13 protein-coding genes are annotated in these 17011 nt (G+C 41.3%); 9 read left to right on the forward strand and 4 right to left on the reverse strand.

The window, feature by feature from the left end:
• Positions 1 to 346 precede the first annotated feature (346 nt).
• The gene (locus NSTC745_RS04575; RefSeq protein ID WP_445636091.1) at positions 347 to 1543 is read right to left on the reverse strand and encodes an anion transporter; all 1197 of its coding nucleotides are present in this window, start codon (positions 1541 to 1543) and stop codon (positions 347 to 349) included.
• A 495-nt stretch (positions 1544 to 2038) separates the two neighbouring features.
• Here NSTC745_RS04575 and NSTC745_RS04580 point away from each other — a divergent pair, with 495 nt between their 5' ends.
• Positions 2039 to 2416 (forward strand): Mo-dependent nitrogenase C-terminal domain-containing protein, encoded by a 378-nt coding sequence (locus tag NSTC745_RS04580; RefSeq protein WP_445636092.1) that lies wholly within the window; start codon positions 2039 to 2041, stop codon positions 2414 to 2416.
• 144 nt (positions 2417 to 2560) lie between these two features.
• Here NSTC745_RS04580 and NSTC745_RS04585 read toward each other — a convergent pair whose 3' ends face one another.
• On the reverse strand, positions 2561 to 4444 hold the full coding sequence (locus NSTC745_RS04585; RefSeq protein ID WP_445636093.1) for a caspase family protein: 1884 nt from the start codon (positions 4442 to 4444) through the stop codon (positions 2561 to 2563).
• A 200-nt stretch (positions 4445 to 4644) separates the two neighbouring features.
• Between NSTC745_RS04585 and NSTC745_RS04590 the strand changes: the two genes are divergently transcribed.
• From NSTC745_RS04590 to NSTC745_RS04600, 3 genes are all read left to right on the forward strand, one after another.
• Complete coding sequence (locus NSTC745_RS04590) at positions 4645 to 5091, forward strand: hypothetical protein (RefSeq protein WP_445636094.1); 447 nt, start codon at positions 4645 to 4647, stop codon at positions 5089 to 5091.
• Between the two features lie 244 nt (positions 5092 to 5335).
• The gene (rpmF, locus tag NSTC745_RS04595) at positions 5336 to 5509 is read left to right on the forward strand and encodes a 50S ribosomal protein L32 (RefSeq protein WP_445636095.1); all 174 of its coding nucleotides are present in this window, start codon (positions 5336 to 5338) and stop codon (positions 5507 to 5509) included.
• A gap of 584 nt (positions 5510 to 6093) precedes the next feature.
• Positions 6094 to 6699, forward strand: coding sequence for a sulfite oxidase-like oxidoreductase (locus NSTC745_RS04600; protein ID WP_445636096.1), 606 nt, complete (start codon positions 6094 to 6096; stop codon positions 6697 to 6699).
• A 121-nt stretch (positions 6700 to 6820) separates the two neighbouring features.
• On the opposite strand, the gene NSTC745_RS04605 is transcribed toward NSTC745_RS04600, so the two are convergent.
• Together NSTC745_RS04605 and NSTC745_RS04610 are read right to left on the reverse strand one after the other, a co-directional pair.
• Complete coding sequence (locus NSTC745_RS04605; RefSeq protein ID WP_445636097.1) at positions 6821 to 8203, reverse strand: aldehyde dehydrogenase; 1383 nt, start codon at positions 8201 to 8203, stop codon at positions 6821 to 6823.
• 290 nt (positions 8204 to 8493) lie between these two features.
• Positions 8494 to 9639, reverse strand: a complete 1146-nt coding sequence (locus NSTC745_RS04610) for an ATP-binding response regulator (RefSeq protein WP_445636098.1) — start codon at positions 9637 to 9639, stop codon at positions 8494 to 8496.
• A 500-nt stretch (positions 9640 to 10139) separates the two neighbouring features.
• Between NSTC745_RS04610 and NSTC745_RS04615 the strand changes: the two genes are divergently transcribed.
• From NSTC745_RS04615 to NSTC745_RS04635, 5 genes are all read left to right on the forward strand, one after another.
• Entirely contained in the window at positions 10140 to 10469 is a 330-nt protein-coding gene (locus tag NSTC745_RS04615) for a DUF433 domain-containing protein (RefSeq protein ID WP_445636099.1), read from the forward strand.
• On the forward strand, positions 10466 to 10819 hold the full coding sequence (locus NSTC745_RS04620; RefSeq protein ID WP_445636100.1) for a DUF5615 family PIN-like protein: 354 nt from the start codon (positions 10466 to 10468) through the stop codon (positions 10817 to 10819). Before NSTC745_RS04615 ends, NSTC745_RS04620 begins: the two co-directional genes overlap by 4 nt.
• A 283-nt stretch (positions 10820 to 11102) precedes the next feature.
• Positions 11103 to 12494, forward strand: coding sequence for a malic enzyme-like NAD(P)-binding protein (locus NSTC745_RS04625; protein ID WP_445636101.1), 1392 nt, complete (start codon positions 11103 to 11105; stop codon positions 12492 to 12494).
• Between the two features lie 295 nt (positions 12495 to 12789).
• The gene (locus NSTC745_RS04630) at positions 12790 to 14433 is read left to right on the forward strand and encodes an ATP-binding protein (protein ID WP_445636102.1); all 1644 of its coding nucleotides are present in this window, start codon (positions 12790 to 12792) and stop codon (positions 14431 to 14433) included.
• Positions 14434 to 14640: 207 nt separating this feature from the next.
• A complete protein-coding gene (locus NSTC745_RS04635) occupies positions 14641 to 16980 on the forward strand; it encodes a PhoD-like phosphatase (RefSeq protein ID WP_445636103.1) in 2340 nt (779 codons plus the stop codon).
• Positions 16981 to 17011 lie beyond the last annotated feature (31 nt).

Genomic DNA, 17011 nt, shown 5'->3' on the forward strand with positions numbered 1-17011 from the left:
ACTTATCTCTCAAAATTCTCCATCAGACGATATCCATATCCCATAGGGGACTGTATATCTGGAAAACTCAAGAAACCTTTAATGGTAAATGAGTTTGGGAGAGGTAGAGGTTGACCTGAAGAGTTAACAATTTCGTAAGTACCAGCAACTGGAACTTTATCCCCAGGTAAATAAATCTTTTGTTTCATCATGAGATTTGATACAAATACAAATATACTAGCAGTATAGCAAAACTAAAAAAACGTTTTTCTAGGTTAGAGAATCCATGAATTCAAACCATAGTGAAGACACGGTAGTTTTTGTAGATGAATGTATCGAATTTTGTTATATTGAATTTTTTATTTCCTCAATGAACCCAGAGGTACGTTAAAAGTAGAGTACACAGTGTGACTGGTACTCCAAATCTCAGATGTTCCCAAAAAGTTAGCTTGTAACCTAAATCAGCAGCAGCTTCTACAACTATCAAGTTGGCGACTGAACCAAACAAAGTTAAATTACCTGCCAAGGTCGATCCGGCTGCCAGTAATAGCCAATACTGGGTATCACCCTGAGGAATTAGGGGATGGAGTAGGAGTACGGCTGGTACATTAGAAATTAAGTTAGATAAAATCACAGTTACACCTAAAAAACTCCCAGCAGAGTTAACAGCGTGGGTAAATGGTTGGAGTAAATTCAATTTCTGGGTGACTCGCGTCAAGACAAATAACCCAGAAAACATTACCAGCAGATTCCAATCCACTTTTTGCAAAATCCGTTGGGGTTTAACCCGGCGAGTGATTAGCAACAAGCTAGCAGCGACTAAAGCAGACTCAGCTAAGGGTAAGCCGATAGTAAATGCAATCAGCAACCCAGCTGTAATTACTAATGTTTTATTAAATAAAGGTTTAAAAATACGTTGGTTGGTGGTGGGTAATACTTGGCAAGGTTTGATTGAGCGCACATCTGGATAAAGTAGCCACAGTAATCCTACCTGAACTACCAAGCCTAAAAGGGCAACAGGAGCTAATATACGCAGAAAATCTAGGTAGGGAATAGCTGAAAAGGAACCTATCAGGATATTTTGAGGATTGCCGCTCAAGGTAGCTACTGAGCCTATGTTAGTTGCACCTGCGATCGCTAGTAAATAAGGTATCGGATTTAAACCCAAGCTTTGAGTCAGGCTCAAGGTTAAGGGTGTAAAAATCAGCGCTATGGTGTCATTGAGAAAAAAGGCTGAAAGGATACCACTGCCAAAAGTTAAAGCAATCAGCAAACCTAAAGGACTGCGAGTCACACTCAGTATTACAGATAGCGATCGCCGAAAAAACCCTGCATAGGATAAGTTGGCGTTCACTACCATCATGCTCAACAGAAACACGATGGTATTAGCATCGATAGCCTCCCATGCTTCCTGTAAATTTAAAACACCTAAAGCAATTAAAAACGCAGAACCGACTAAAGCAATGGTGGCACGGTTCATACGTAAGCCCGGAATGTAGCCCAATGCTAACCCCAGATAAGTTAGCCCTAAGACGCTATAGGTAGCAAATTGCAGAAAAATCACTAAATATTAGCCTAATTATCTTAATTAAGCAGACTTTCTTACAGATAGCCTCGTACTGAAACCTAAGCTAAATTTTTTCTCTGGTTTCACCGCGTTTAGCTAGCAATTAACAGGACACAAAGACCCAAGAGCGGGAAAATACACAGAGGATAGACCCCCCACCAGGGTATTACCGTTATTTACACTTACAAAAAATACTTTCAAAAACATTTTATTTTAAGTTTTGTAAATGTTAAACTAAAACCTACCCAACGATGGATGTCTTCATTAAAATTTAAACTGTGTCAAGCTACGAACAAGATTACATTACTACACTACCGATCCCGCGAAAATTGCGGTTAACTTAACGTAGTAATAGATTAAATTCTGACTTAAGTGGCTAATCGGATATTACATTATATCGCAGTCAGTACACGAATATTCCGGAAAGTTCGTTGCCACGTTGTATACATTCACCAGTAAGGTGAACAGCCTCAATAATACAGAGGATTAACCATGAAGGTATTTGATAATACCACAAAAAATATTTTTCTGGCAAGCTGGGTCTCAATCAATCAATCAGAGACTAGTGAAGATCGAGTAACCCAGCTAGTCCCTCCTGTTTCCAAGCCCCACTGGAACATTCTTCAACCTTTAAAGCAGCGGGTAGACAGCATTCAAGTCCGCGATCGCCAATTAGCTCACCGCTTGTGTAAAATGATTCCATCTCAGTGTCCCTTTGAGCGAGATGTAAAATTATTCGGCAAAACATTATTTCACATTCCGCCCATGTGTAAACTTAACCCCTTATATGAAGAAGTGGTTGGTTTGCGTTTCCGAGCGTTGTGTTATCTAGCCGACGAATGTGGCGAAGATGTATCGCAGTACTGTTAATTAACTTAGGAGTGAGGAGTTAGGAATTAGTTAGGAGTGAGGAGTGAGGAGTTAAGAGTTAGTTAGGAGTCAAGAGTTAAAAATAAAACTTATAACTCCCAACTCCTAACTCCTAACTCCTAACTCCTAACTTTTAACTCCTAATTATTTCTTCCGCCATTTTTGAATAGCATCCTGAGCATCTTCGTAAGAAGCTGTCTCCTCTGGCACTAAAGTAGCAGTTTCAATTGCGGTATTGAGTTCTCCTTGGGCGGCGCGACGCTTGGCGAGATCTAAAATTTTCTCACTCCATTTATCGATTGATTTTTGGGCGGTATCGAAGCCTGGTTCACCAGATGGTACTTTTTTCGCAACTTCGATCGCCCGATTGTAAGTAGATGCTTGTCCGGGCTGAATTAAGGCGTTAGCTGCATCTAAAACAGTTGTATTACTGACATACTGCTTGCCTTCTAGCCGCCATAAGTTAATTGCCGCTTGTGCTTTGGCATAAAGCGGCTCGTTTTTGGTAATTAATCGAGCCGCAGCAATAGCACTAGCATATTGTCTTTGCTTGGCACGACCCTCTGCCAAATCTAAAATCATCCGGCTCCAAATCTTAATATTTTCCTGAGCTTGCTCGTACAATGGCTCACCAGGTTTAATTCTCCTAGCTGTAGCAATAGCTAAGCTCAAATCGCTAGCCTGAGTTTCTTGGAGTGACATTTTTGCCAGGTCTAATACTGCTTGATTGCGCTTTTGCGACTCGGAACTCAAGGCTGTTTGGGTGCTAGATTGATTTTTGGGTCTAACTGGTGGGCTGCTTCTAATTATCGAGGGGTCATTTGGTAAATTCTGGAACGCCTGGGGGTTACTAACAGTAGCATTGGGCGCTCTGCTGGATATTTCCTTGATTCTAAAAGTTTCTTGATTACGCAGAAAAACTACCGCGACTAAACCTGCTACCAGTAAACTGCCTCCACCCCACAAAATGAACTGTTTCCACAAAGGCGTGTTTGAATGATTTCGTGGGAATTGAGAGACGTAGGCTTGAGAGGAGTCAGGGATAAATCTTCCTTTGGCGTTCATTCCTATGGAAGTTTCTGGTGGTGGATTTGTGTTTCCTTGGGACTGGGAAACTAAGCCAGCAGTTGACTGCTGCATTTGTTTGCGATTAGACTTTTGGACTTTAGAATTAATAGTTGTTTCTCCCCATCTACCCTGATTTTGACGAGGATCGCCCAGGGGCGGGGCTGCCAGAGCAATGGCAAAGGATTCTTCAGGATAAATCACCGCTTCTGATTCCAAATCGCTTCCTATTGCCAATTTTGGTAAGATAACTTGCGGTCTTGATGGGATGATGATGGCAGGGTTTTGGATGGGACGCCAGTGGTGCTGGCATAATTTGGGCACCAGAAGACTCAGATAATTTTCTAAATCTGCCAAGTTGTTGCCATTACCAGAACGCAAAGCTTCTAACAACGCTGCTGTAAAAAATCCGTGGCCTAGTTCGCTACTCTCGTGGGAAAACTGCTCTGGTTGACAAGAAAAAATTGTCGCAAGTTCTAATTCTTGAGCTAGTTCTATGGTTTCTTCACCAACAGGAGCATCTGCTTGAGTGCCAAAAGCACGGTTAATATCAAGCAGTAGCAAGACATTCATTTCAGTTAGTTGGAGACTTTGCATTAGCGATCGCAATTCTATGCCTGTCTCTGGCACGAGTTCGGGGTTACCCTCCGCTGGCATTAAGTAATCTTTGCCTTTGTAGTTGACCCCATAACCGCTAAAAAATAACCATAAATAGTCTTGTGGTTGCCAACATGTCGCGGCCAAATCCTCAAGCAGCAGCAAAATATTTTCTTTAGTCGGATAGGTGGATCTATCTTTGATTGGTGGTGAGGTATCCGTCATTAGCAGGCAATGTTCGGGGACAAAACCTGCCTCTGCCACCAAAATATCCTTTAATGCCTCAGCATCTGCTTGGGCACAACTTAAAGGTTGAAATAACTGATATTGATTGATGCCAATAGCGATCGCCCAGTAATTTGCCATCCCGCTCTTTGTCGGTTATTGTTTGCTGGTCTGAAAATTGCGGTTGGCTTTGTCCAAAAAACAAAGCTAACCTGATGTTTTCTAGTCTAGGTGATTCTCATCGAATCTTAGGATAAAATGTAATTTTTATTACGTTAATTGACCGGAAAATACTTTCACCTAATTTCAATTACAAATCGTTATTCAGGAGCTACAAGGTCATGAGCCAAATTTCTGCTCACATACCATCATCGATCGCTTCCTTTTCAGTTATTAGCCAAATTGCCAGAAAAATCCGGATAGTTCCTTTAGCATTTTTGCTCATATCTACCGTCCCTGCGTGGTTTTTGACCGAAGCGATCGCCCCTCAAGTTGTGCGAGCTTACACCGCTAGAGTTGACCTAGCGATCGATCGCCTGCCGGAAGAAAACTACGAAACCATTCTGCGACGAGCCGAAGCGGCGGCGAGAGCAGCTGCTCAGCGGAGCTTCGACCAAGATATTTTAGTGACAGATGTTTCAATCATTATCTCCGTACAAAGTTATGGAGCAATCGCACCAGTCCTGACATTAGAAGTTAGTCGCCCAGAATGGCGCAACCGTCCCGATGCTCAAAATTGGGCAACTTACTTCAAAACAGCGCGATCGCTACTGTTCTTTGAAAAATGATGAGGGGGATGAAAAAGGCAGGGGGCAGGGAGCAGGGGAAAAGGTTAAAGGTTAAAGGCAAAAGGAATAAATTTAATCTTTCCCCTTTTCCCCGGTTGGTGAGCTTGTCGAACCATACCCCTTTCCCTTTCCCAATACCCTGTTTGGCCAATGCCTTTACTTAATTCTTGGCTAAATTGGCGTCCTTAGCGTCAGTGAATGGCCTAAAATAAAAAGGTTGTCAAAAATCACGATATCTGTTGACATGGCTGTTCCTAAGAAGAAAACTTCCAAATCAAAACGAGATAAACGCCGAGCTACTTGGAGGCACAAAGCTGCGATCGAAGCTCAGAAAGCTCTCTCTCTGGGCAAATCTATTTTGACCGGACGTTCTACATTTGTTTATCCATCTGCTGAAGAAGAGGAAGAAGAATCATAATTTTCCAGTCAGGAAAAGCACGAACGGCATCGATAGGTTTGATTGGCAAAAGTTACCGCTCAAATCGATCGCTAATCGATAAATGCTTTTTCTTCGCTTTCCTGATTGGATAATGAATTATAGATACTCTACACAAGCTTATTAAATCTAGAAAATTGGTAGTGAGTAATTGGGAACATCCATTACCCATTACCTATCATTCATGGGTAATGATTAAGTAAGCTAATGTGCTTCCAAGTTATAGATTCTCTGGTTAATACTGTCATTAGTTATTAGTCATTGTCATTTGCAAATAACCAACGAGAAAGTGCAAAGCCTGTAGCAATATTTTGCAGGTGCGTTGTGTTCCGTCGTAGCAATTGCGGTTTCCTCCAGCTTCTGGCTCTCTTAATCCCACAGGTACAGAACTTAATAAGAGAAGGCAAATGGCAAATGACAAATAATAAAGAGACAACCAGACAAAGTAACTACGGAATTTAAATGTTTTTTACCCTAATCAAATTCAAGGGTAAACTATCTGGCGCTATTAACAACTCAGCACAAAAGTCTGCAAACATTTTGAGAAAACTTATTTTTCTCCCATTATGCTAGGAAAATTCTTTCAGAAGCCAGGAAAAGAAGACAACGAACGCGTTCCTCCAGGTCAACATTTGGCCAAAGGTTTCCCTGTATTAACTTACGGCGCAACTCCCCAAGTTAGTATTGAAGAATGGGAATTTCGGGTTTGGGGTTTAGCAAAATCGGCTACTTTTAATTGGTCAGATTTTATGGCGCTACCTCAACATGAGTTCACAGCGGATTTCCACTGTGTAACGCGCTGGTCTAAACTCGATGTCAAATGGACTGGTATTAAAGTAACAGATTTTATGGGTCTAATTGAGGTAGACCCTAAAGTAGCCCATATCATGGAACACTGCTATGGCGGCTACACTACTAATATTTCTATGGAAGACTTTATGCGGGAAGAAAACTTCTTTGCCTTTAAAGTTTTTGGTGAAGATCTTCCAGCTGAACATGGCGGGCCAATGCGGCTAGTTGTTCCTCACCTCTACGCTTGGAAAAGTGCTAAGTGGATTAATGGTTTAGAGTTTTTAGCTAGTGAAGAACTAGGTTTTTGGGAGCGCAATGGCTACCACCGCCGTGGTGAACCTTGGAAAGAGGAGCGTTATAGCAGCGCGTTTGGGTTTTAAGAGTTAGGAGTGAGGAGTTAGGAGTTAGGAGTTAAAAATTTTTAATTAACAACTTTATTAAAGTCATAACTTATTATTCATAACTCATAATTCCTCACTCGTAACTTTTAACTATTAACTTTTAACCCAAAAGTTTCTTAATTAGGGGCAATTTGTTCTGATAGGGAGCATACCGCCATTTTAAATCCAGCCAAAAAGAGTTTTGCAATACGCTTTTGTGATGAGAAAAAGTGTCAAAACTAGCTTTGCCGTGATAATTGCCAATACCGCTATCTCCTACGCCGCCAAATGGTAAAGATGTTACTCCAACATGCATGATTGTATCGTTGATACAAACTCCACCTGATGAAGTTTCCTGCAAAACTCGCTTTTGCAGACTTTTGTTTTGGGAAAATAAGTATAATGCTAAGGGTTTTGGTCTAGAGTTAATTAAGGCGATCGCTTCTGCAATATCGCTGTATTCAATTATTGGCAAAATAGGGCCAAAAATCTCTTCCTGCATTACAGAATCTTCTAAGGAAACGTTTTCAATTATTGTGGGGGCAATATAACGTTCTGAAGATTTTGTTTCTCCGCCAACAATAACTTTACCATCTTCAAGAAACTTACTCAATCTGTCAAAGTGTTTTTGACTAATAATCCTGGCATAATCAGGGCTGTTTGCCGGATTGTCGCCATAAAATTCTTTGAGGGATTTTTCCAGACTATCTATTAAATATTTTTTGATGTTTTTATCCACTAAAAGATAGTCTGGAGCGATACAAGTTTGCCCAGCATTAATAAATTTGCCCCAAGTAATTCGTCTGGCAGTGTATTCAACATTAATGTCAGTATCGACTATACAAGGACTTTTGCCGCCCAATTCTAAAGTAACTGGTGTCAGATGTTTTGCCGCTGCTTCCATGACAATTTTGCCGACAGCCGTACCACCAGTAAAAAAGATACGATCGAACTTTTCTGCTAGTAGTTTTTGACTGGCTTCTACGCCTCCTTCGACTACTGCAATATAATCTTGGTGGAAATATTTGGTAATAATTTTAGCGACAATACTGGAAGTGTGGGAAGCAATTTCTGACGGTTTAATAATTGCACAATTTCCTGCGGCGATCGCACCTACTAAGGGTGAAATTGCTAACTGAAATGGATAGTTCCAAGGACTGATAATTAAGACAACTCCCACTGGTTCTGGATAAATGCGGGCTGAATATGAAAAAAACTCTAAGGAAACCGGCGCTTTTTTGGGTTTTGTCCAAGTTTTGATGTGTTTGATAGCATAATCAATTTCCTTAATTACGGCAATTTCTGTCAGATAAGTTTCTACTACTGGTTTATGTAAATCTGCTTGTAATGCCTCGATTATTTCTTGTTCGTGTTCAATGATTGCTTGCTTGAGTTTTTGCAGTTGCTCAATGCGAAAATTTATATCTTTAGTTTTGCCCGTTTGAAAAAACTCTCGCTGATGTTGAATAATCTCGCTAATGTTAGATAATTCAGTGTTAATCATTGTTTTGTGCTATGAACTACTTATTTAATACTATCGCTACGTCTATATATTTGTAGAAATGTAGCAATGCTAGGCCTCTAAAAGGGTTCTAGATAACGTATATTTAATTTCTGGAGATGTCTATTATAAACAATTTAAATTACTAATCGATTGATAAATGGTAAACCACGTCTAATTTGAAAACCCTAGTTTTTTAGAATCGAGTTTGATTCACAAATTCCACACTCTTCACAATTACCTTTTGAAAAACTCCAGTTATCCATTTAGACGAGGTTTACTTACTAAATTTGTTATGTTTTTTGCGGTAAAAGTACAATAAATGTACTACCTTTACCCAACTCAGAATTTAGCAAAATAATACCTTGATGTGCCTCAACAATTCGGCGAGCAAGATAGAGTCCTAAGCCACTACCAGAACTTTTGTGACTGCCTTGCCGAAATCGTTCAAATATGGTGGTTTGTTCTTCAGGAGGAATACCTGGGCCAGTATCTGCTATCTCAATGCTAATGTAGTCAGTAAAACTAGATTTTCCAGAGAATTGATATTCGCTATTTTTGGCAAACTTCGTTTGGGAAGTAAGGCGAATAGTCACCGAACCAGAGTCGGTAAATTTGATTGCGTTGCCGATAAGATTAGTAAATAGACGATGTAATTCTAAGCGATCGCCTATTACTGCATTTGTCTTTAATTCCTCAGCTAATTCCAAATTTAGGGACAGTTTTTTGTCTTGAGCTAGGGGTGTCAATTCTCCAGCTACTTCCTCTAATAACTGTGCTAAATTAACAGGTTGCAAAGCCAAAGTTTTGCGACCTGCTTCAAAGCGGTAAACTTCTAATAAGGTATTGACCATAGAAAGCAGGTTGATATTGCTTCGAGCCATGATGGCAATTACTTCCTGCATTTGCGGTGATAATGTTCCTAAAGCGCCTTGTTGAAATAGCATTAACATGCGATCGGCTGCTACTAAGGGAGTGCGTAAGTCGTGGGTGAGGCGCGAGACAAAATCTTCTCGCTGGCGGGCGATTTCATCGCGTTCATCCATACTGTGCTTCAAACGCAAAAGCGATCGCACTCTTGCTAATAATTCATCTACTGTGACAGGTTTGCGGATAAAATCGTCAGCACCCAAGTCTAATCCGTGGGCAACGTTAGGCGCATCGTGGGCAGTGATTAGCAATATGGGAATATATTGTGATAATTTCATATCTCCCCGAATATGCTTAGTAACTTCGTATCCGTCCATACCTGGCATCATCAAATCCAGGAGAACTAAGTCACAAGGAGATGCTTGCAATTGTGCCAATGCCGAAATACCATTTTCTGCGGTGCTAATGGTATAACCTTCTTCCTCCAAAATAGTTTTAATTAGAAACACATTATCAGGAGAGTCATCAACCACCAGAATTTTGTCAGAACGAGAAGATTGTAAAGTCATGTCAAGGCTAGGTATGAGGTAAAAGCAAATTTTTGTCAGTTCGACTGTGTTTGTAACAATTTGTTTAGCAATTCCTTTAATCGATCTCCCACTTAAGAGATATTATTTACTCACAACTTAGTGCTCACGGAGTATAGAATTTGCTGTTAAATTAAACTGGGCTAGGTTTTTCTTAAAAAATAACTCACTAATAAAATTATGGCTGGTAAAATTTAAAATATGGGTACAATCAGTTGCTACTGATGGATAAGGTAATATTTGATATAGTAACTACTATCGGAAACTAAAAATCAAATTGTGTAGGCGATCGCTAAATTACACAATTCGTACTCATCGAATATTAATTTATATTAAGCTAACCCCACAAACTGCCTTAAATTTATCAAGTATTTTCAAAAAAATCACAACTTATAGCAAGAAATACAACTTTAGCTGATATGTTGGCGTAATTAAGAATTCGGCAGAGTTTAACATTTAGATAAAGATTAATCATTAGCTTTATGACAATAGCACCGAAGATCGCAAAGCAATATATCGAACAACGAGGTGAAGGCTATTGGATCGAAGGTACACGCATTTCTCTCGATTCAGTCGTATATGCCTTCTTAAATGGAGAATCTCCAGAAAGTATTGCTCAAAACTTTCCATTATCACTAGAACAAGTTTATGGTGCTATTACCTTTTATCTTGCCAACCGAGAGCTAATTGATGGTTATTTAAAAGCGGGTGAGCAAGAATTTGAGAAATTGCAAGAATCTTTTCGACAGAACAATCCGCTTCTGTATCAAAAATTAAAAGCTGCTAAACTAAACAAGCAGAGTCAAGCATGACAAAAGTTAAATTTCAAGCAGATGCAGATCTCAAACAAGCGATTGTCGCTGGCACGATACGTAGGCAACCAAACATTGATTTTCAATCAGCCTATGCAGCACTGCTTGAAGGTAAGAAAGATTCGGAGGTATTGGCGATCGCAGCACAGGATGGTAGAGTTCTTGTAACTCACGATCGGAGAACAATGCCTGTTGAGTTTGGTGATTTTATCAGATCGCAAACGAGTTCAGGAGTCTTAATTCTTTCTCAAAATTTAGCAATCAATGATGCTATTGAAGCACTTATCCTCGTTTGGGAAGCTTCTACTACTGATGAATGGGTCAATCAAATTATGTCTATCCCATTCTGAAGAATCACAAAGTAAGGCTACTTAAGTCAGGAAATCTGGACACCAGTGATTACACAAAGGAAAAGCTTTGATTTGTGCTGGCTGTAAAAGAGTTCTCACATGATTGTGGCAAGCTCAAAATATCTTGTGTAGAGTTTTACTATTTGGCAAAGGTGCGTTAAGCTGCGTGAACGTAGCTTACAGATTTGTGATTGACTCCAGAAAAACATTATATTTTAGGTTTTGTCTAGATTTTTACCAAGCAATTCAATATAAAATCTAAAACTTAAAATCCCAAATCAACATGGCAGATCTAACTCCTAATTCTAGTTTTAGTTTGACACTGCGCTTGCAGATTCCCAATCGCGTGGGGATGTTGGCGTCGGTAACCCAAGCGATCGCCACTACTGGCGGTAATCTCGGTCAAATTGATTTAATCGAACAAACCCGCAAAGAGTCCACCCGCGATATTACGGTTGATGCTGCTAGTACCGAACATGCTGAGACGATCGTGCAAGCAGTCAAAGTACTGCCTGATATTAAGTTACTCAGTGTCTACGATCGCACCTTCAATTTGCATCGCGGTGGCAAAATCAGCATTGCTAGCCGAATTCCCTTAAAAAGCGTGTCCGATTTAGCAATGGCTTACACGCCAGGAGTCGGCAGAATTTGTACTGCGATCGCTCAAGATCCAGAAGAAGTTTACAAGTTAACCATTAAACAAAATACTGTTGCCATTGTTACAGATGGTAGTGCAGTTTTAGGTCTGGGAAATCTCGGCCCGGCGGCGGCACTCCCAGTTATGGAAGGCAAAGCGATGCTATTCAAAGAATTTGCCGGACTGGATGCTTTTCCCATCTGTTTAGCTACGCAAAATACAGATGAGATTATCCAGGCAGTCAAAAATATTGCTCCGGTATTTGGAGGCGTAAATTTAGAAGATATTGCCGCGCCGCGTTGTTTTGAAATTGAAGCGAGATTGCGCCAGGAATTAGATATTCCGGTTTTCCATGACGATCAACACGGTACCGCAATTGTCACCTTAGCAGCCTTGTTTAATGCCTTGAAGTTGGTACATAAAACAATCGGCGAAATCCGCATTGTTATTAATGGTGCAGGTGCAGCGGGAGTGGCGATCGCCCGCTTACTCAAAAAAGCTGGCGCAGACAAAATCTGGATGTGCGACTCTAAAGGAATTATTTCTACCAGCCGTACAGACCTCACAGAAGAAAAACTTGAATTTGCCGTCAAAGCTCAAGGTACCTTAGCAGGTGCAATGCAAGGTGCAGATGTATTTATTGGTGTCAGCGCCCCAGGAGTTTTGACACCGGAAATGGTGCAATCGATGGCGAAAGACCCAATTGTGTTTGCAATGGCCAATCCGATTCCGGAAATTCAGCCAGAATTAATTCACAAAAACGTCGCTGTGATCGCCACTGGTCGCAGTGATTACCCGAATCAAATCAATAATGTTTTAGCTTTTCCTGGAGTATTCCGTGGTGCTTTAGATTGTCGGGCACAGGCGATTACCACCACAATGTACCTAGAAGCGGCAACCGCGATCGCTTCTTTGGTGAATCCTTCAGATTTGAATCGCGAACACATTATTCCTTCAGTCTTCGACGAACGCGTTGTAACTGCGGTTGCTGCTGCCGTGCAACACGCTGCGCGTCAAGAAGGTATTGCTCGGAATTAGTTAACCAATTCCAAAAATAGACCTGTTGCTTTGATTGCTTTTTGCACTCTTGGGGGAAAAGGGTAAAGGGTAAGGGGTAAAGGGGAAAGGTTTGGTATTTTCCCTTTCCCCTTTAACCTTTTCCCACCTCTTGCAAAAAGCACTTTTGCAAGAGGTCTAATGAGCATTGCTGGAGTGTTCGGAGAACTTTTGCCTAAAAAATTCCATATTTAGACAAAAAGGCGAAATATCAATTTTCTGCGGCGATTTGGGAAGAATAACTTAATAATGATGTAGTTATAGCTGACCTTTCGCTATGAAAATTTCTCACAAACTTCTTGTAAGCTTTGTTGGTATTTCGTTATTAACGAATGTTGTTGGTGCAGTTGCCATCGCCCAAAGCCAAAAAATTGCTCAAACTCTAGCGATCGCGGAAGCTGAACACGTTGCCCAAGTGATTGCCACTTCCATAACCCACGATGCTTATTACGATAAAAAATCTATTTCTATTGAACGTTCGGATGAGCTGCAACACTACACTAATTTGCTACATGATTTGCAAAAACGCGACATTGTGGTGGTGAATCGGCAGAAACTAATTTTGGCGGATGCCGTTCCGGAAAATGTCGGCACTATTTTTGAGCATGACCAAGGCAACGAAATCCAGCAAACGATACAGGATGGTAAAGTCAGAACCTTTTTAGAAAAGAGTGTTGATTATCCCCAAGGAATTAAACTCATTGTTGTGACGCTCAAAGGCGAACAAAATCAGGTCGATGGTGCCGTCATTCTAGAGTGGTCATCGCTGTATGACAACGCCATCGCCCAAGCTAAACCGACAATGATTGCGATCGCTCTTACCAGTTTCGGTTGTCTGATTTTGGCATTGATTCTAGGATTGCAAATTTCCAGCAGTATTGCCAAACCACTGCAATTGGTGACGGAAGTGGCGCAGCAAGCCACTCAAGAGTCTAACTTCGACCTCCAAGCCCCTGTAACCACCAAGGATGAAACAGGTATCCTCGCAACTGCATTCAACAATCTGATTGAACGTGTCAAAACACTGCTGGCTGAAAAAGAGCAACGTTCAACAGAACTTCAGGAAGCTTTAACTGAGCTTCACAACACTCAATTACAACTAATTCAAACTGAAAAGATGTCGAGTTTGGGGCAACTAGTTGCTGGAGTTGCCCACGAAATCAACAACCCTGTGAATTTTATTCATGGCAACATTACCCATCTCGATCGCTACACTCAAGACCTACTGAAATTGGTTCGCGTGTATCAGACGCACTACCCAAATCCACCCGAAACCCTGCAAGCCACTTTAGATGAGGTGGAATTCGACTTTCTGAGTCAAGACGCGATGAAGGTGCTGCAATCAATCAAAGTCGGTACTGGGCGCATTCGGGAAATCGTTTTATCTCTTCGTAACTTCTCGCGCCTCGATGAATCGGAATTTAAAACTGTTGACATTCATGAGGGTATTGAGAGTACGCTGCTGATTCTGCAACATCGCCTCAAAGGAAAACCGCAATCTCCGGGAATTGAAGTCGTTAAAGACTACAGTCAATTACCTTTGGTTGAGTGCTATCCCGGACAACTCAATCAGGTATTTATGAACTTATTGGCGAATGCGATTGATGTACTGGAAGAATCTGCTCGACAACCACAGCCTCGTAAAATCTCGATTTCAACTCAACTGACGGCTGATAATTGCGTGCAAATTGCGATTGCTGACAATGGTTCGGGGATACCTGAAGCAGTGCGAGGCCGTATTTTCGATCCTTTTTTTACCACCAAACCCATCGGCAAAGGTACAGGCTTGGGCTTATTCATCAGCTACCAAATAATCACACAAAAACATCATGGCAAGATTTGGTGTGATTCCAAAATATCAGAGGGCGTCAAAATTGTAATTGAAATCCCAGTTCATCAACCTAAAACAACGCTGAGTTAAATATTACAGGCTTTAATCGCTTTATAACTGCTGAAATACTAATATATATTTTTTTGTGCCGTTTTTAACCCTTTCTTTTTATATCTTTGTCAAAATTCTCTACTCGAAGTATTAATAGTAGTTCTTAAATCGCTATGATTTTCGGGTGACATTGCAAAAAGAAAGCAAGATAATCCAAAACATCATCCACTTTGTCAGCTGTTTGTAATGAAGTATCAAGCTGGAGACGAGTTTTTCCAAAGACTACCGCTAGTTTTGGCAGGGCCAATTCTCAAACATACTGAACCGGAATCAGTAACAGTATGGCTGGCACTCAAACAGTCTTGTCAGGTAGAACTCAAAGTTTATGACACAACAAATGATGGCGAAGTGTTGGGAGAATGCTTATTGCAGGGCGATCGCTCTACTGTTGCTTTGGGTAAGTATCTTCATGTAGTTGCTGTCACGGCTCGGTCTACAGTTGGACATCGCTTAACTAGCAATCGCATTTATGCCTATGATTTGCAGCTGACTGTCGCTAACCAGACTCGGCAAACGCTACAACAAGCATTATGCTCAAACTCATATCCTACGGCTAGCATCAGCTACTTCGAGCATCAAAAACCAACTTTTACTCTACCACCCAACCGTCTCCAAGATTTGCAAATTGTCCATGCTTCCTGTCGTAAGCCTCATGGTTCTGGGTTTGATGCCCTACCGATTCTTGACAGTCTCATTGAGGCGTCTGCAAATCAAGGCAAGCGGCGTCCTCAACAGCTATTTTTGACTGGGGATCAAATTTATGGCGACGATGTAGCAGACCCGTCGCTGTGGGTTGCTACTACTCTGGGAGATGCTCTGCTGGGTTGGGAGGAAGAATTACCTGTGGGCGGGGTGTACTGCACTCCCAAGGAATTGCCCCCCGGAGAACGGGCTAAAGTTGCTACCAATGAAGCCGGTTTGACAGCAGGATTACATAATAAATCTGAGAAAGTTGCTAGTCATCTGCTGAGTCTGGGTGAATATTACGCTACTTATTTATTAACGTGGTCGCCAGTATGCTGGCCGATTGTATTTCCTAAAGGAAGCCAAGTAACACGCGATCGCCGAGCAATTAAAAATTGGAACCGGGCTGTCAAAGATTTACGACAGTTCATTTATACCCTGGGGAAAGTACGCCGCGCCCTTGCCAATATTCCCACGTACACCATCTTTGATGACCATGATGTCAGTGATGACTGGAATTTGAACCAAGCTTGGTGTTTGCGAGTCTTGGGGCGTCCTTTGGGGCGGCGAGTGGTGCAAAATGCTCTGTTGGCTTACACGGTGTTTCAAGCATGGGGCAATACACCAGAACAATTTGCAGAAGGTCAACCTGGGGAAAAACTGCTGGCTGCGGCAGAAATTTGGTCAGCTAAGAAAGGAAAAGATACAAAGGCTGATGAAGCGATCGCTCGTTATGTTGGTATGCCGCCCACCGATCCCCACACGGATTTACCTGTTTTAATCCGAGACGAGTCGGTGTTTATTTTGGCTAGATATCCTGAAGCACTTACTTGGAATTACATAGTCAAGAGCGATTGTCATGAAGTGATTATTTTGGATACGCGTACTTGGCGGGGTTACCCAGCCGATCAAAAAGCGATCGCCCCACCGATGCTGCTATGTCCAAAAGCTTTTGAGCAACAACTAGTTTTGCCTTTAGAACAAATATCTCAAGAAACTCAAATTCAAACTACATTTGTGATTGCACCCACTAATGTATTTGGTTCGCAAGTAATAGATTGGATTCACCATTGGAATTTACAACAAGAGAAAGTTTTTTCCACAGATGTTGGTGATGCTTGGAACATCAATGTTGAAGCACTAGCGAAGTTTCTCAACACCTTGTTTAAACAACGGCGGCAAGTGATTATTTTATCTGGAGATATTCACTATAGTTTTGCGGCTCGCCTGTCTTATGCACGCACCCATTCTCAATTGCGATCGGTTTTAGTACAGCTAACTTCTAGCGCCCTGAAAAATGAAGAAGCAATAACACGATTGATTCATACACGCATGAAAGATTGGTTATTAGCAGAAAAACTGAGATATTGGATTGGATGGCTGAACCCAGCCAATATGGTAGAAATTTCTGGAAAGAAATTACACCACGATACTTTTACTGCCAAACGCTACCCCAATAGACTACGCCAACAACAGCAATTAACTGACCCTGACTGGTATTGCGTACTGGAATGGTTAATTCGACAACGCGCTCAACCTTGTAACTGCACAACAGATATTTCCTCATTTATAGCTCCTTGGAAACGAGCGAAAAATACCAAAATAGGATATTTACAACCCCTAATGTTTTGGAAATCTCGCTGGTTTCAAGAAGGACGAGAAGTAGTTGGATTAAATAACTTAGGTTTGGTTCAATTTGAGTTTCCAGATGCGGGTAGTTCTTGCCAAATTATTCAAGATTCCTACTGGTTTTCTTCTTGGTATCCAACCCAAATTGTTTACAGCCGTTTTGAAACTCAGTTAACACCCAATCAATCATTGCTGGGGGATTTTAGATTTTAGATATTGGATTGAGGGACGTGAAACCGAGCCA

Source organism: Nostoc sp. DSM 114161, assembly GCF_052692665.1.

Excerpts from the sequence above, each read along its gene's own strand:
- NSTC745_RS04630 (WP_445636102.1), top strand. The coding sequence starts at position 12,790 with ATGAAAATTTCTCACAAACTTCTTGTAAGCTTTGTTGGTATTTCGTTA.
- NSTC745_RS04610 (WP_445636098.1), bottom strand. The coding sequence starts at position 9,639 with ATGACTTTACAATCTTCTCGTTCTGACAAAATTCTGGTGGTTGATGAC.
- NSTC745_RS04590 (WP_445636094.1), top strand. The coding sequence starts at position 4,645 with ATGAGCCAAATTTCTGCTCACATACCATCATCGATCGCTTCCTTTTCA.
- NSTC745_RS04600 (WP_445636096.1), top strand. The coding sequence starts at position 6,094 with ATGCTAGGAAAATTCTTTCAGAAGCCAGGAAAAGAAGACAACGAACGC.
- NSTC745_RS04585 (WP_445636093.1), bottom strand. The coding sequence starts at position 4,444 with ATGGCAAATTACTGGGCGATCGCTATTGGCATCAATCAATATCAGTTA.
- NSTC745_RS04625 (WP_445636101.1), top strand. The coding sequence starts at position 11,103 with ATGGCAGATCTAACTCCTAATTCTAGTTTTAGTTTGACACTGCGCTTG.
- NSTC745_RS04635 (WP_445636103.1), top strand. The coding sequence starts at position 14,641 with ATGAAGTATCAAGCTGGAGACGAGTTTTTCCAAAGACTACCGCTAGTT.
- NSTC745_RS04620 (WP_445636100.1), top strand. The coding sequence starts at position 10,466 with ATGACAAAAGTTAAATTTCAAGCAGATGCAGATCTCAAACAAGCGATT.
- NSTC745_RS04615 (WP_445636099.1), top strand. The coding sequence starts at position 10,140 with ATGACAATAGCACCGAAGATCGCAAAGCAATATATCGAACAACGAGGT.
- NSTC745_RS04605 (WP_445636097.1), bottom strand. The coding sequence starts at position 8,203 with ATGATTAACACTGAATTATCTAACATTAGCGAGATTATTCAACATCAG.
- NSTC745_RS04580 (WP_445636092.1), top strand. The coding sequence starts at position 2,039 with ATGAAGGTATTTGATAATACCACAAAAAATATTTTTCTGGCAAGCTGG.
- rpmF (WP_445636095.1), top strand. The coding sequence starts at position 5,336 with ATGGCTGTTCCTAAGAAGAAAACTTCCAAATCAAAACGAGATAAACGC.